Raw genomic sequence first — 14932 nt, 5'->3', positions numbered from 1 at the left:
GTTATTTGTATACAACTGATTATTTATAGTTAATTATTAAGCTGTTACCGTAGCATGCCCTACGGGCATAAGCTGATAACTGATAGCTGATAACTGATACGCGACACGCTGATAGCTGAATTAGATAAATGCGATGCTGTTTCAGAGCCGCTACGTGATTGGCCGTAGGCCACGCTACGCGATGCTCGGTACGAGCCGCTACGCGATCGCGTTTTTCTGGTTATTTTATTGGTTATATAGCGTTTCTCATAGCTATGAGGTAAACAGGATGTTTTGCCTATTGCCTATTGCCTATTGCCTATTGCCTATTGCCTATTGCCTATTGCCTCTTGCCTCTTGCCTTTTACCTCTTGCCTACTCCCTACTCCCTACTCCCTACTCCCTACTCCCTACTCCCTACTCCCTTTGCTATTGTATTGGTTATTTTTATGGTACAATATTACTAGAGTAATCTGTGGTAATCTATGGCTAAGTTTTACTCAGAAATTAATCAAGAATTGAGACAGTTTATTGAAGAGCAAAAAATATTTTTTACAGCCACAGCCCCCCATCAAGGTCGGATTAACCTATCCCCCAAAGGGATGAACACCTTTCGCTGTATTAATAGTAAAACAGTAGCTTATCTAGATTTAACTGGTAGCGGTAACGAGACATCTGCTCATTTGCTGGAAAATGGCAGAATGACAATCATGTTTTGTAGCTTCACTGAAAAGCCATTAATTCTCCGCCTTTATGGTCACGGTCAGGTAATTCGACCTAGGGATAAGGAATGGGAAACACTCTACTCCCTATTCAATAGCCTACCAGGAGAAAGGCAAATTATTGTATTGGATGTAGAATCCGCCCAAACCTCCTGTGGTTATGGTGTACCTTTATATGACTTAAAAGGAGAGAGGGAAACTCTGATCAAGTGGGCCAATAACAAGGGAGAAAAGGGAATTCACGAGTATTGGCAAACCAAAAATCTTAATAGTATAGATGGGTTACCGACTAATCTTTTAGAGAATTAACAAGAATGTAGAATTGAGAATGTAGAATTGAGAATGTAGAATTGAGAATGTAGAATTGAGAATGTAGAATTGAGAATGTAGGGTGCGTTAGGGGCGGGCTTGCCCTCATTTTTAACTTCGAGGGCCAGTATTGGAATAGCCCGCCCCGTAACGCACCACCAAGTAGAATGTAGAATTGAGAATGTAGAATTGAGAATGTAGAATTGAGAATGCAGAATTGAGAATGTAGAATTGAGAATGCAGAATTGAGAATGTAGAATTGAGAATGTAGAATTGAGAATGTAGAATTGAGAATGTAGAATTGAGAATGTAGAATTGAGAATGTAGGGTGCGTTAGGGGCGGGCTTGCCCTCATTTTTAACTTCGAGGGCCAGTATTGGAATAGCCCGCCCCGTAACGCACCACCAAGTAGAATGTAGAATTGAGAATGTAGAATTGAGAATGTAGAATTGAGAATGTAGAATTGAGAATGTAGAATTGAGAATGTAGAATTGAGAATGCAGAATTGAGAATTTAGAATTCACCATTCTGGATTCTGACAAACAACCTACCCTACACCGAACGCCAAAGGCGAACAACCAAATAATATCAAATCCGGTTGAATAACCATACTTCCTGATGAGGGGAGCTTCGGGTGCAGGGGAGCAGGGGAGCTTCGGGTGCAGGGGGAGAAAGATGTTGTCTGGATATAGTAAGTGTGGGCAATTATCCGGATTTGATATAACCTACCCTACACCGAACGCCAAAGCCAAACAACATTTTAGAATGTAGAATTCTAAATTTTACATTCTAAATTCTAAATTCTACATTCTGAATTATAGCAATTCTACTACTTGTGAGGTACACAATTTCTATATTTTAGGGAACAGGGAACAGGGAAGAGATAAGAGGGAAGAGATAAGAGGGAATAGGGATGCGCTGCATTAAAACAGGGAATCAACGTCAAAGAAGACTGTACCTCATGAGTCCTAGAAACGCTATATGAATTATGAATTATGAATTATGAATTATGAATTCTAAATTCTAAATTCTAAATTCTAAATTCTAAATTCTAAATTCTAAATTCTAAATTCTAAATTCTAAATTCTAAATTCTAAATTCTAAATTCTAAATTCTAAATTCTAAATTCTAAATTCTAAATTCTAAATTCTAAATTCTAAATTCTAAATTCTAAATTCTAAATTCTAAATTCTAAATTCTAAATTCTAAATTCTAAATTCTAAATTCTAAATTCTAAATTCTAAATTCTAAATTCTAAATTCTAAATTCTAAATTCTAAATTCTAAATTCTAAATTCTAAATTCTAAATTCTAAATTCTAAATTCTAAATTCTAGATTCTAGATTCTGACAAACAACCAAACCAACTTATTGTTTAGTTTGGTCTAAATTAGCGGCAGCGCTATTGACCTCTATGGGATTTTCCTGGGCTAAAGCACCATTGATATGTGATTGCTCTCCCGTAATCAAGGCAGTTGCTTGCTGTAATGCCTCGATGCGATCGCTAACTCGGTTTCTTGCTGGTAATAGTTGCAGGATTTTCAACTTTTCCAGCCTTTGATTAACCCTACCAGTCGCACCTACGATAAACACATCACGACGTTTACCACGAGCCTCCTTAACCATATTCTCTATCGCTAGAGAAGCCGTCACCCCCAACAAGGTAACATCGCTCAGATCTAAGATCAGGACATCATACTTTTCCACAATCCCCATGCGCTGAGAGATAGCCTTGGCTGCACCAAAGCTCATTGGTCCGCCGAGACGGAATAGGAAAATTCGACCACGAGCCTGTTTCAGAAGTTGTTTTTCTTCATAGCTCAAATTATTTTCACCATCATCAGGAGCAGTAATTTCCTTGACTTGATTAATTTGTAGGTCACTGAGGTTTTTGACAGTCAACAGATTGGCAATGAACACCCCAACGGCAACGGCTGTAATTAGGTCAACAAATACAGTCATGAATAACACTAAATACATTAATGCTGCTGCCTTGAGGGAGACTTGATGGGCTCGTTTGAGGAAGCTCCAGTCAATAATATCGATTCCTACTTTAATCAAAATGCCCGCCAGTACAGCATGGGGAATACTTTGAGTCAGGCTTCCCGCACCCACAACAATCACCAGCAGCACTAAGGCATGAATCATTCCTGAAAGGGGGGTTTGACCACCAGCCTTAACATTGATTACCGTCCGCATGGTAGCACCAGCACCAGGTAGCCCACCAAACAATCCAGCAATCGTATTACCGATACCCTGACCAATTAATTCCCGGTCAGAGTCGTGCTGGGTACGGGTAATATTATCAGCAACCAGGGAAGTTAACAGAGAGTCGATGGCACCCAAGGTGGCTAACATTAGACCATAGCCAATCATGTCTTTGATTTGGCTGAAATTGAAGAATGGCAAATACAGCTTGGGTAAGCCTGTGGGGATTTCTCCAATCCGTCTGAGCTCGCTGTCTGGGAGGTTTCCGAAGAAGACAACCGATATCAACGTACAGACTATCAGTGCTAGCAAGGGGGATGGAATTAATCGATTCAGCCTCCTAGGTGAGCCAAACATAATCACCAGAGTCAGGATTGCTAGACCGGTAGCGGCAAAATGGGGATTACCCACAAAGGTAGGAAAATTGCGGACAGATTCCACCACATTGCCAGAACTAGGATGCCCGAAAAATGGACCAATCTGTAATAGCAGAATGATCACACCAATCCCTGACATAAAGCCAGATATCACTGTATAGGGCATCAGGGTAATGTATTTACCCAGCCGCAACAGCCCAAATATGATTTGAAATATCCCCCCTAGCATGACAACGGTGAATGCCATAGCTAGGCCATTCTCTGGGTTTTTAGCCACTAGCGCCGTAAACACCGTTGCCATCACTACGGTCATCGGGCCAGTGGGACCAGAAATCTGAGATGGAGTACCGCCAAACAGAGCGGCAAAAAGACCGACAAAAACAGCGCCGTAAAGACCATGAATTGCCCCAGCACCGGAGGATACTCCAAAAGCTAGAGCTAATGGTAGTGCGACAATTGCAGCAGTCAGACCACCAAAGACATCACCGCGCAAATTACGGAAATGTAAACCATTAACAAATTGCATGAGTGGTTAATTTAGTGAGACAATAATAGCTGCTCTAGGCTCACATCTAATTGATTATTTCCCTATAACTTGGAATTCCTACAATAATGGTATGGGAAAATGTAAGGGTTAGAGCGTGCAAAATATATAAACTGGGATTTGCCTAAGCAACACTCAAGTGTATGGCAGCGAGAATTGCAATATAAGATGCCTTAGAATTTTACACTAGAATTTTACACTGTTGAAGGTGAAACGGTTAAAATTATTAGTTAATGTATGGAGTTTACCACTAAATCAATCGATGCCTAGCACCAGAGACTCTGAATATCGCCAGGGCAAAGGGATCTAAATTATAGAAATTTTACTCAGAAGCGATGCAGTGCGGTCATGGGGGAAACCCCCATGACCGCACTGCATCAAGACAAAGATATCAAAATTAATAAGCAAAAATACTTATTTTATAAATGTCATATCCAGTAGGAATTTCAAAATTAAGATGCGTTTACCCTCCTGATCTCCCCAAAGAATAATTGAGCAAGGTTAGTGGGAGTAGACAGAAGGATTGGTGGATTCTTTCGCAAATTCTGGTGCAAAATTCCTGGAAAATCAATTAGTCTGACTCCAGACTCCAGACTCCAGACTCCTCAATGGGACGATAGTTGCTTATGTCGAACTCAGGTTAAACTCACATCTTGCACCATTCTCAATCAGCTTGGTTCATGTAGGGTGGGCAGTGCACCAGACAGATAATGAAGCTTGCAAAGCGCGTTGGTAGGCACTGCCTGGGGTGTGGGGTGTGGGGTGTGGGGTGTGGGGTGTGGGGTGTGGGGTGGGGTAGGCTGTTCACTTTGTGCGATGGCCATAGCCAGATCTCAGTAGGGTTCAGGCCCATAATAAACAGCCTAGGCACTGCCCACCCGAAGATTAATCACAATGGTGCCAGATCTCAGTTAAATCAGATTGCGATACTGCTGGTAAGATTGGGCTAATTACTGGTAACTTATCCTGCTGTTGACGAGAAAGCATGCAAAAAATCCTGAGTTGGGCAATACTAGCTTCTGTGATTACATTACCTGTTTTAACTGTTTCGGCTGAGCAACCCCTTTTCCTGGCCTATCCCCCCCGTGAGCATAAAACTACTGCAGAGAAAATTTTCTTGATTGGTACTGCAGCCCCTACTTCACAGGTGCTGGTCAATGGTCAACCCATCCCCCGTAGCCAAAGTGGGAATTTTGCTCCTAGTTTCCCTTTGCAGCTGGGAGAAAATCGGTTTACCTTACGCTATCTAAACCAGGAAATTCAAGTTACCGTAACCCGACTGTCTACTGAACCACAGTTACCAGCAGGTTTGGGATTTGCGAAAGATTCCCTGACCCCAACAGCAGATATTGCTAGATTACCTGGAGAACAGATTTGTTTTGGTGCGATCGCATCCCCTCGTGCTAGGGTTTCTGTCACACTGGGTAATCAACGGATTTCCTTACTCCCTCAATCCCAAGATGTCCAACTTCCGTCCAATTTTGCTGTATTGACTGGTCAAAACCAACCTACACCTCGTGCAGTCATTAATAACTACCAGGGATGCGGAACTATATCACAGGCTGGCAATTTTAGCAACCCTGTGTTTCAACTAAATCTCAATGGCGAGACAGTCAGTCAGCGGGGTACAGGTACAGTGGAAATTCTCTCTCCTAACCGCTTAGAGGTAATAGAAGTAATAGAGGAGGCTGGAGTTGCCCGCACTGGACCGAGTACTAACTATTCTCGCTTAACGCCTTTACCAAAAGGAACTAGAGCAGCAGTCACTGGCAAAGAGGGAGACTGGTTACGTCTTGATTATGGTGCTTGGATTCGCCAGAAGGAAACCAAAGTGATTCCTGGTGCAACTCCCCCGAAGTCCATTATTCGCAGTATTACTTCCCGACAGGTACCTGGAGCAACAGAAATTCTCTTTCCCCTAGAGATACCAGTACCAGTGAGTGTGCAGCAGTCCGATCAAACCTTTACCCTAACGCTACATAATCTAACCGCTCAAACGGATACGATTTTCCTAAATGATGACCCAGTGATTAAGCGCCTAGACTGGTACCAAGTGACTCCAGACCGGGTGCAGTATAATTTTAGACTCAAATCTGAGCAGCAGTGGGGGTATGACTTGAGGTATGAAGGCACTACTCTCATTCTGTCTTTGAGACATCCACCAAACTTGAGCAGTAGAGGAATACTGGGTCTATCCACTCAGCGGTTAGCAGGAATTAAGATACTGCTCGATCCCGGACATGGGGGAGCCGAAAAAGGGGCTAGGGGACCGAATGGGTATCCAGAAAAGGATGTTAATTTAGTGGTCTCGCAACTGTTGCAAAAGGAATTGGTAAAACGGGGAGCAACGGTATATATGACACGGGAAACTGACAAGGATGTGTCATTACGAGACCGGATGGATATGATTCAGGAACTAGCACCAACTATTGCCCTTTCTATCCATTATAATGCGTTACCAGATGATGGTGATGCTATTAATACTGCTGGTATTGGAATGTTTTGGTATCATGCCCAAGCCCACGACTTATCAGTGTTTTTGCATAATTATTTAGTCCAAAAGCTCCGGCGTCCATCCTACGGAGTATTTTGGAATAATCTCGCCCTAACCCGTCCTCACAAAGCTCCTTCGGTGCTGTTGGAATTGGGATTTATGATTAATCCGGTGGAATTTGAATGGGTGAGCAATCCCCGAGAACAAAGACGATTGGCTAATGCGATCGCAGATGGGATTACTGAATGGTTAGCTACTGTGGAGTAATGCACGCTTTGTTGAATAGGGAACAGGGAATAGGGAAACAGAGGGAATAGGGAAACAGAGGGGAGATGGGGAGATGGGGAGATGGGGAGTCAGATGAGCGACTGGGGTGGAAACTCCCAAGACCGCACTGGTAGTTGCTCATCAGGGAAACCTCCTTTGGCCGACTGCATCCGTTGACAACAACAATAGAATAGCTTGAAAATGTAAACTTTTATTACTGGATTCAACACTTCTGGTTTTGATGGTATAATGTAGCTTGCCAATTTGGTTGATAGATATATGGGCTAATCTAGCTTGTTGAATTCCTCAACTGAGTGCCCGTCATTCAAAACCATTTTCAGAGCTGTCTAGCATCATTTGTTTGGTGTAAGGTCTATCTCGGTTTCAGAGCGCGTATCAATTTGGGGTAAATTCTATGACTCAGGCTGCATTTGATTACAATTCGGATTATTTTACTAGTGAAATATTCGATACCAATTATCAAGCTATAGCGTCAACAATCGTTAAAACTTATCAACCAAAACGTGTGGCAGAATTTGGATGTGGTCCTGGGCATCTTACTAGAGAGCTGGCCAGATTGGGTGTAGAGGTAACAGCTGTAGATGGTTATTCGGAACCTGATTTCTCAGAATCATCTATTGAATTTCACAAACTTGATCTAAATGACGAAGTAGCCATTGCTAATCTTTTCTCCAACCAGCATTTCGATCTTGCTATTTCTCTGGAAGTTGCTGAACACTTAGAACCTGAAACATCTCCAATACTAATCAGCTGGATGACTAGTGTTGCGCCAATCGTGGTATTTTCAGCAGCAGTTCCTAGTCAGAGCGGTCATGGACATATCAATCTTCATTCCAGAGATTACTGGCACCGTTTATTCACTAAGCATAATTTTGTTGTCGCAGATCGTATTCGCGAGAAACTTAGACACATACCTAATGTAGCTCCTTGGTATCGTTACAATATTATCGATTATCTCCAGGCGGAGCATTCTCAAGCCCCAGAAATACTAGAAGTAATTGAGCGTTTGCTTGCCTCTGAATCTGCTGCATCGACCGCATACTACGAAGAATCTACGAAGATGAGACTTCTACAGCCTTACTTAAAGGACCCGGTGGTTAGATGGTATTTCGGATTGCGACAGTTTACTGATAGTTTTTTTAACAAAAGCTAACTATCAATAATCATTCAGCTGCTATCAGCCAATGGCCTTGGATTACGGCTGACAGCTGACTGCTGTTCGCGCAGCGTGCGCGTAGCGCATATGCTTACGGCAAAACTAAAAGACCCAGACGCTCATGCTCCCAGCCTCTGTTTTTTGGCTAATCGTGACCTAAGTTTGTTATACAGAGACGGATCAGTGGTTTGTAATGGTTGAGGCATGGCATTAAACTCTTCCTCTTCGAGAGCGAGGTAAGCGTCAATCTGCTCACGATTAGCTAAGTAGAACGCGATCGCTCCGTAAACCTGTTCAAGGGACAACAGTGGGAAAGATTGAACAATACTTTCTGGTGATAATCCGTTGCGGAAAGTATATACAACGGAGTCTAGAGAAATTCGTGTGCCTGCAATCCAGTAACCATTGTCCCGATATTCTATATAAGTCTTAGCTTCTATAACTGGCATCAATTTACCTTGAATATATGTATTGAGATCATATAACTGAAACAACTGAAACAAAAAACTGAGATCAATACTGAGGCATTCTGCTCTTGTCTGCCAATTATTTTGAAAGTATCGATATAGCAATCAAAACTCAGATACCGCTAAGTATTTTTACTTACTTTACTTGGAGGTTTAGCGATGCAGTCGGCCAAAGGGGGTTTCCCCCACTCGCCCTTTGCATCAAGACAGTGCTCCGGCTTCTCTGGATATCCCCTGAAGCGCGTTCGCTCTTAGCGGAAGCTGAGGCCTTTGGCCACGCTTTGCGTTCGCGTAGCGTCGGCTTTGCCGAAACGCTTCATCGCGTAGCGTGACCTACGGTCAATCGCTTTTAGCGTGGCCTACGGCCAATCGCGTTCGCGTTTTCTGGTTGCTTTACCGATGTGATACTTAAGGATAGGTGTGGGTGGGATACAAAGTACCCGCAAGGGTACTGTAACGTCTCGTAAAATCTGCCATCATAACTAGTATAAAGCCTATTTACAGTAATCCTTGCAGAAAAATCCCAACTCAAGGTGATAAGTAATTAAGGCGTCAAGTTACCCACTCGTAATTAATGTGGGTTGAGGGGTCTAACCAATCCCTAATTTCTGGAAATTTATAGGAGTCAGATCATCATGGAAAAACATCAACCAATAGAATTTTCCCTAGAACAGGAGTTCAATCTTAAAGTTTTTGAGACGCAAATTCAAAATCTCGACCTTGAACAAGCAAAGAATCTTCTGTGCGAGCTCTATAGACAGATGTCAATTCGTGAAATTCATTTCAGGAATTTCGTTAAGCACAGTTTAATCGGAAATCCTCCACCTTGGAGTGAGTAAGCTCAGGGGGCAAGGGATGGAAGTAAGCTATCAGCTATCAGCTATCAGCTATCAGCGATTAGCGCTACGCGCACGCGTGCGCGTTCAGCTATCAGCTATCAGCTATCAGCTTCTATAGGTAAGCATTCGTTTAATTTATTGCCCATAGGCGCACGCTACCCGAACGAGGTTTATTTTAAGGATGATAGCTGACGGCTGACCGCTGACCGCTGACCGCTGACGGCTAAATGCTTACTTTTGTCTAATACGGGAAATTTGCAAATTAAATTATGATTAGCTTAACCCAATTATCCGGAATCCACAGCTAAATTACTGAAGAAACAATAAACACAGCAGTTAGAGTCAAGGCGACTGAGACATAATAACATTATTAAGTGCATCAAGTAGGTAGCTAGAGATACATTTAACATGACTGAATTGCTAAATTATCTATGAATTCAGTAAATCAGCAATTCAGGGTTATTTCTCACCTACTTACTGTTCAAATGGTCAGTTAACCAAGGCTCTCTAGCTTTAATTCACAATCAAGGAGTATCCCATGGTAAAACAAATGTGCTGGTTATCGAGCTTTGGTAGCAATGAACAGAAAATTCTGCACTTGCGGACTTCCCCTTATGAGGCTTGGCGTCCGTACACAGCTTTTCGCCAATATGCTGTCCCAGATTACCCAGTACCTGGCGGTTCTAAAGGCTGGGCAACCTATCAGAAACTAAGACTCTCAGACTGGGTTTTGGTTCCTAGTGACAATGAAAATATGGATTATAAAGCAAGTTAATAATTTAGTAATAAATGAAGAATGTAGAATTAAGAATGTAGAATGTAGAATGTAGAATGTAGAATTCTTAATTCTTAATTCTTAATTCTTAATTCTTAAACAGTTAAACTAATTACTTGACTAGATAAGGACTGGTTAACTTATCTAACTGTTGCACTAACAGGCTAAGGAATAAACCGACATCAGTGACAACACCAACAGATTCTACTGAACCGCGATCGCTTAATTTTGTCACTACGGCGGGGTTAATATCCACACAGACCATCTTGACTCCGGCTGGAGTCATGTTTCCGACCCCAATAGAGTGGAGCATAGTAGACAGCATCAAGACCATATCCGTCCCTTCCAATAACTTGGCATAGTCTTGCTGTGCTTTAATCAAATCCATCTGGGTATCTGGCAGAGGACCATCATCTCGGATGGAACCGGCTAGGACAAATGGTACGTGATTGCGGACACACTCATACATCACCCCTTTAGTTAATACACCCTGTTCTACAGCTTGGGCAATACTACCGCAGCGACGGATAGTATTGATTACTTTGAGATGGTGTCGGTGTCCACCATGGACAACTACTCCTCGTTTCATATCCACACCCAAAGAGGTTCCCATCAGGGATTGCTCGATGTCATGAACTGCGATCGCATTTCCCCCTAACAGCGCCTGAACATACCCTTGTCGAATCAAACTGGATAAATGTTCACTACCGCCAGTGTGAATCACCACAGGTCCTGCTGTCACTACTACTCTGCCGCCTTGGTCCCGGATTTGGCGCAGCTCCCAGGCAATTTGTTCCACTACTAATTCTACCCGGCGCTCACTAGAGACCCCAGATGCCATAAAACTAAATTCCTGCTGATTGCGTTGTTCACGGGATTCAGTTTTGCGCACCGTGCGGATTCCTTCTACTCCCACGATCACCTGTTCTCCAACGTCCAAATCCCGCACCAGTTTACAACGAGCGATTACACCGTCTGGGGTTTCAGTTACTGCGATCACAGCATCCATGCGTTGATGTTGTACCTTCACCCACTCACAATTAACCCGTACTTCCGTCGGATAAATGGTAGTAACATAAAAGTCATCCGGAGCAACCCCTGGTTGAGTAACAGGTTCCAATTTCGTATCACACACCTCTTGGGCAGGAGTGACAGCTCCTAGATCAATCAGCTTAGTCATAATCTCTGCCATCACCTCATGATCTGGTGCAGAGACTTTCAGTTCAGCATTAGAGGTGCTTTGCCGCTGTGTTCCTAGGTCGAAGTTAAGTACCTGGAAGCTACCCCCACCTCCTACAATTAAATCCAAGGCACGGCTGATGATACCAGAGTCAAGCAAATGACCTTCCAAACGAATAATGCGACTTTCAACTGGTTGATTGCCATGGATTTCACTGCGGACTGGTTCAGTTACCCGTAAGGTTAGGCATTTAGCAGCACCACCAGCTTTGAGAAATTCCGTCAAGGGGGTTTCAATCACCTCAAACCCAGCTTGACTGAGCCGATCTTTAAGGCGATCGCTAGCTTTGTTCATCACTACAAGTTGATCAATATTGACCGCATTGCAGGCAAAGTTCACTGCATCAGCTTCTGTGATTGCAATTCGTTTTTCCGGTGGTACCCGCATTTCGATTAAGCGGTTGGAATAGGAATCAAATGCTGGGGGATAGTAGAGTAAATAGCCACCACTCAGGGGACAGAAGCAAGTGTCCAAGTGATAGAAGCGTTGATCCATTAGCCGCAGGGACACAACTTCAATATCTAACCATTTAGCAAGGTATGGATGGGAATCAAGTTCTGAGCGGAAGCCATAGCCAGCCCACAGCCAACGCCCTTCCCGGTCTAGCAGAGCATCCCCAGCTCCTTCAAACGGTAAGTCTTGAGGAAGTTCATAGACAGTGTAGCCATTGTCATCAAACCATTGCTTGAAATACGGTTCTTCCCCCTGGCGCTCTTTGTGGAGGAAGCGGCTAAGCACCACATTCTTGCCCAAGACTAATCCCGCATTGGCTGTAAATACCATATCTGGCCAACCGGATTGAGGAGAAACTAAATCGACTAGGGCATGCTCTTTGATGACATAGTGAAGTTTTTGCCACTGTTCTACAGCGCGATCCCTCGATGACTTGTGAATATTTCCCTCCATCCAGGGATTAATCACATAATCCACATCGTAGTGGTCAGGGGGACACATGAGGAAGCGAATTGATTCAGTCATAGTCGATTTCTGATCTGGTAGATACCTACACGACCACGGTAAGTCAGCAATCAAACCAATGTCACGACAATTTGCCATTGACAGAGGGGTAGGTTAAGTTGGTGGATTAATCTTAAAGATTTTATCCATAAACTTATTATTGTACCATGAAAAAAATAATTATAACTAGACTGAAGCAAATTCTGCTTACCACCAGCATCAGTATTGTGAGCGTGCCAGTTTTGATCTATGGCGGATTGCTGGTCAAGCGTCCGCTTCCCACCGACAAGCATGAACAGCTGTTCCAAGGCATCGTATATCAAAGAGATGCTCGCAACTCACCCCGTCCGCTGATGGTACATACTGTTACCATAGACCTAAGCGCACCAGGAATTAAACTGTTAGTAACACCAGGAAATAAAGTCGATAAAAACGAATTTTCGGCCCGGACTACCTCGGAATTTGTGCGGGAGTTTAAGTTACAATTAGCTATTAATGGTAGTTTCTTTTATCCTTTTCGGCAGTATCCACCAAATTCCTATCCTAAAACTGGTAATCCGGTAATAGTACAAGGCCAAGTTATCTCTGAGGGGAAATCCTATGCTCCTCCAAAATCTACTTCTTCAGTGCTTTGTATTTCAAAGTTTCTCCAAGCTGAAATTTATGCTCAAATTTATCAAAGCCGTTGTCCTCCAGGCACATCTGAGGGACTAGCGGGTAGAGAAATTTTACTAAAAGAAGGGAAGCCAGCAGTATTGCCAGGTCGTAAAGATGAGAATCTACTGTGTCCTCGCACTGCTGTGGCTATTGATAAATCAGGCAAAACCTTGTGGTTAATTATTGTTGATGGTCGCCAGCAATTTTACAGCGAGGGGGTTACTTTGGCTGAATTGACTACTCTTATTAAAGAATTAGGAGCCGATAGCGCTCTCAATTTGGATGGGGGTGGTTCCAGCACTCTGGTAGTAGCAAATAAGAATAAGCTACGGGTATTAAATTCACCGATTCAGACCCGTATTCCTACGCGCCAACGTCCAGTTGCTAACCATATGGGAATCTATGCTTTACCGGTAGAGAACAGGGAGTAGGGAGTAGCTTTTAGGTGTATGATTTTAATATTTATGCAGAAGATAGAGAAAATGAGGGAGAAAAACAACCCATAGGTAAAGGCATTTGTTGAATGACAGATGCCAGAATACGTAAAAAACCTCGTCGAAAACAACTTAAAGACAGAGGTTGTTGAGAGTGGGTCGAAAATTGCAACGGATCGGCGTCGAGGCCATCGTCGTCAGTTTCAACCGATAAACTACTAGCAGATAAACTAGTGTCAGTTAATCCTCCGACGCCAACCAACCAAATAGTCGCCACAGCAATAGCGTTACCATTGTCTTTCGGCACGTTTGGGGTCAGTCATTTTGGTGTGATGCCAACCAAAACCACCACGCTTAATGTCTTTGAACAAGCATTCAATCCAGCTACGCATACTATACCAGTAGATTTGAGCCTGTTGTGGACTCAAATCCGTTAACATTAACCAAGGGTCAGCATAACCGTGATCCCAGCGAGCTAAGAGAGTGCAATCGACACAGTTGCTTCGGAAACATCTGACTCGACCACTCCAATGCTGACCAACCTCAGTGATTAGCCCAGACAGAGGTAATTTCGATGGGGGTTGGTCACCCAAAACCTGGGATGGTTGGTAATATCCTTGAGCATTAATCCGCATCAAAGGATGCCAGCCATTAGCCACAATCCCTTGATAAAACCATTTAGCATACAACCCTCGGTCTGTGGTGACTATCACAAACCAATCATCCGGGATCCCCTGTTTGACCTGATTTAACAGCTGATGCCAGTAAGGTTGCCAACTCCCTTTTTCGGTTGCACCCACAATTTTCCAAGCTACAGGTATTCCACAGCCACGGTAGACCACACTAATTACCAAGACTGTAAAACGCTTACCCAATGTGGATGCATCTGCAGCCAGCACCAGGCTTTTTTGATCGGATGACCACCAACTTAATATCCACAACAATAAGAAGGCAAAGCTTTCACTGACTTCTATTTCTTGTCGCTTTCTGCCATATTTGTGACTTTTTTCCTTGTACCATTGCCTTAACTGCTCTCTGACATTGTTTTCTGATCGATGTTGGATTTCTGCTAAAAATACGGCTACTGTTGATAATCCACAACTTTGAGTGATGGCAATACCAAAAAAGCGACCCATTGCTAATCCCACTGCCTGAGATTTGCTCAGATGAGGCATCTTCCTCATCACTACTCTGAACCATTCTTGATACCCTTTCGGAATCTGTGTGATCATCGATGACAGTCCAATGGTGTACTAAGGTTTTTAGTTCTTTTTTCCTCTTTTGTTAAAATCATACACCTGAAAGGTAGGGAGTAGGGAATAGGGAGTAGGGAACAGGGAGTAGGGAATAGGGAGTAGGGAGTAGGGAGTAGGTAAAAAAATATCACCATTAATTGAGGATTGCTCTAGCTATTTTATACCAAGATATAGTATTCAATAAAACCCATGAATATACAGTTTAAATGCACAATAGCTTAGAGCATGAAAA

General features: G+C 43.1%; 14 protein-coding genes. 8 read left to right on the top strand and 6 right to left on the bottom strand.

Going from position 1 to position 14932, the window contains the following annotated elements; genetic code table 11:
• Positions 1-133: 133 nt before the first annotated feature.
• Both F6J90_RS07960 and F6J90_RS07955 read left to right on the top strand, forming a co-directional pair.
• Positions 134-451, top strand: coding sequence for a hypothetical protein (locus F6J90_RS07960; RefSeq protein WP_293091935.1), 318 nt, complete (start codon positions 134-136; stop codon positions 449-451).
• A 13-nt stretch (positions 452-464) separates the two neighbouring features.
• Positions 465-1010, top strand: a complete 546-nt coding sequence (locus F6J90_RS07955; protein ID WP_293091934.1) for a pyridoxamine 5'-phosphate oxidase family protein — start codon at positions 465-467, stop codon at positions 1008-1010.
• Between the two features lie 1366 nt (positions 1011-2376).
• Here the strand turns inward: F6J90_RS07955 and F6J90_RS07950 are convergent.
• On the bottom strand, positions 2377-4119 hold the full coding sequence (locus tag F6J90_RS07950; RefSeq protein ID WP_293091933.1) for a SulP family inorganic anion transporter: 1743 nt from the start codon (positions 4117-4119) through the stop codon (positions 2377-2379).
• Positions 4120-5122: 1003 nt separating this feature from the next.
• Between F6J90_RS07950 and F6J90_RS07940 the strand changes: the two genes are divergently transcribed.
• Positions 5123-6898, top strand: coding sequence for an N-acetylmuramoyl-L-alanine amidase (locus F6J90_RS07940; protein WP_293091932.1), 1776 nt, complete (start codon positions 5123-5125; stop codon positions 6896-6898).
• Here F6J90_RS07940 and F6J90_RS07935 read toward each other — a convergent pair.
• Positions 6885-7040, bottom strand: coding sequence for a hypothetical protein (locus F6J90_RS07935; protein WP_293091931.1), 156 nt, complete (start codon positions 7038-7040; stop codon positions 6885-6887). The genes F6J90_RS07940 and F6J90_RS07935 overlap by 14 nt on opposite strands.
• A 273-nt stretch (positions 7041-7313) precedes the next feature.
• Here F6J90_RS07935 and F6J90_RS07930 point away from each other — a divergent pair, with 273 nt between their 5' ends.
• Positions 7314-8072 (top strand): class I SAM-dependent methyltransferase, encoded by a 759-nt coding sequence (locus F6J90_RS07930; protein ID WP_293091930.1) that lies wholly within the window; start codon positions 7314-7316, stop codon positions 8070-8072.
• Between the two features lie 122 nt (positions 8073-8194).
• Here the strand turns inward: F6J90_RS07930 and F6J90_RS07925 are convergent, their stop codons facing one another.
• Positions 8195-8524, bottom strand: a complete 330-nt coding sequence (locus tag F6J90_RS07925) for a DUF433 domain-containing protein (RefSeq protein ID WP_293091929.1) — start codon at positions 8522-8524, stop codon at positions 8195-8197.
• A gap of 653 nt (positions 8525-9177) precedes the next feature.
• On the opposite strand from F6J90_RS07925, the gene F6J90_RS07920 reads away from it, so the two are divergent.
• Together F6J90_RS07920 and F6J90_RS07915 are read left to right on the top strand one after the other, a co-directional pair.
• The gene (locus F6J90_RS07920; protein WP_075903326.1) at positions 9178-9381 is read left to right on the top strand and encodes an NblA/ycf18 family protein; all 204 of its coding nucleotides are present in this window, start codon (positions 9178-9180) and stop codon (positions 9379-9381) included.
• A 538-nt stretch (positions 9382-9919) separates the two neighbouring features.
• Entirely contained in the window at positions 9920-10156 is a 237-nt protein-coding gene (locus F6J90_RS07915; protein ID WP_293091928.1) for a hypothetical protein, read from the top strand.
• A 112-nt stretch (positions 10157-10268) separates the two neighbouring features.
• Here the strand turns inward: F6J90_RS07915 and F6J90_RS07910 are convergent, their stop codons facing one another.
• Positions 10269-12374: a TIGR00300 family protein gene (locus F6J90_RS07910; protein ID WP_293091927.1), complete on the bottom strand. Its 2106-nt coding sequence runs from the start codon at positions 12372-12374 to the stop codon at positions 10269-10271.
• Positions 12375-12520: 146 nt separating this feature from the next.
• Here F6J90_RS07910 and F6J90_RS07905 point away from each other — a divergent pair, with 146 nt between their 5' ends.
• Together F6J90_RS07905 and F6J90_RS07900 are read left to right on the top strand one after the other, a co-directional pair.
• Positions 12521-13441 (top strand): phosphodiester glycosidase family protein, encoded by a 921-nt coding sequence (locus F6J90_RS07905; RefSeq protein WP_293091926.1) that lies wholly within the window; start codon positions 12521-12523, stop codon positions 13439-13441.
• Positions 13442-13540: 99 nt separating this feature from the next.
• Positions 13541-13666: a hypothetical protein gene (locus F6J90_RS07900; protein WP_293090694.1), complete on the top strand. Its 126-nt coding sequence runs from the start codon at positions 13541-13543 to the stop codon at positions 13664-13666.
• A 65-nt stretch (positions 13667-13731) separates the two neighbouring features.
• Here the strand turns inward: F6J90_RS07900 and F6J90_RS07895 are convergent, their stop codons facing one another.
• On the bottom strand, positions 13732-14676 hold the full coding sequence (locus tag F6J90_RS07895) for a transposase (protein WP_293090693.1): 945 nt from the start codon (positions 14674-14676) through the stop codon (positions 13732-13734).
• The gene (locus F6J90_RS07890) at positions 14673-14834 is read right to left on the bottom strand and encodes a hypothetical protein (RefSeq protein WP_293091925.1); all 162 of its coding nucleotides are present in this window, start codon (positions 14832-14834) and stop codon (positions 14673-14675) included. Before F6J90_RS07890 ends, F6J90_RS07895 begins: the two co-directional genes overlap by 4 nt.
• Positions 14835-14932: the final 98 nt, after the last annotated feature.

Source organism: Moorena sp. SIOASIH (assembly GCF_010671925.1).
Classification (GTDB): Bacteria; Cyanobacteriota; Cyanobacteriia; order Cyanobacteriales; family Coleofasciculaceae; genus Moorena.
The sequence above is the reverse complement of the archived record's forward strand: the minus strand, read 5'-3'. Positions and strand labels throughout refer to the sequence as shown.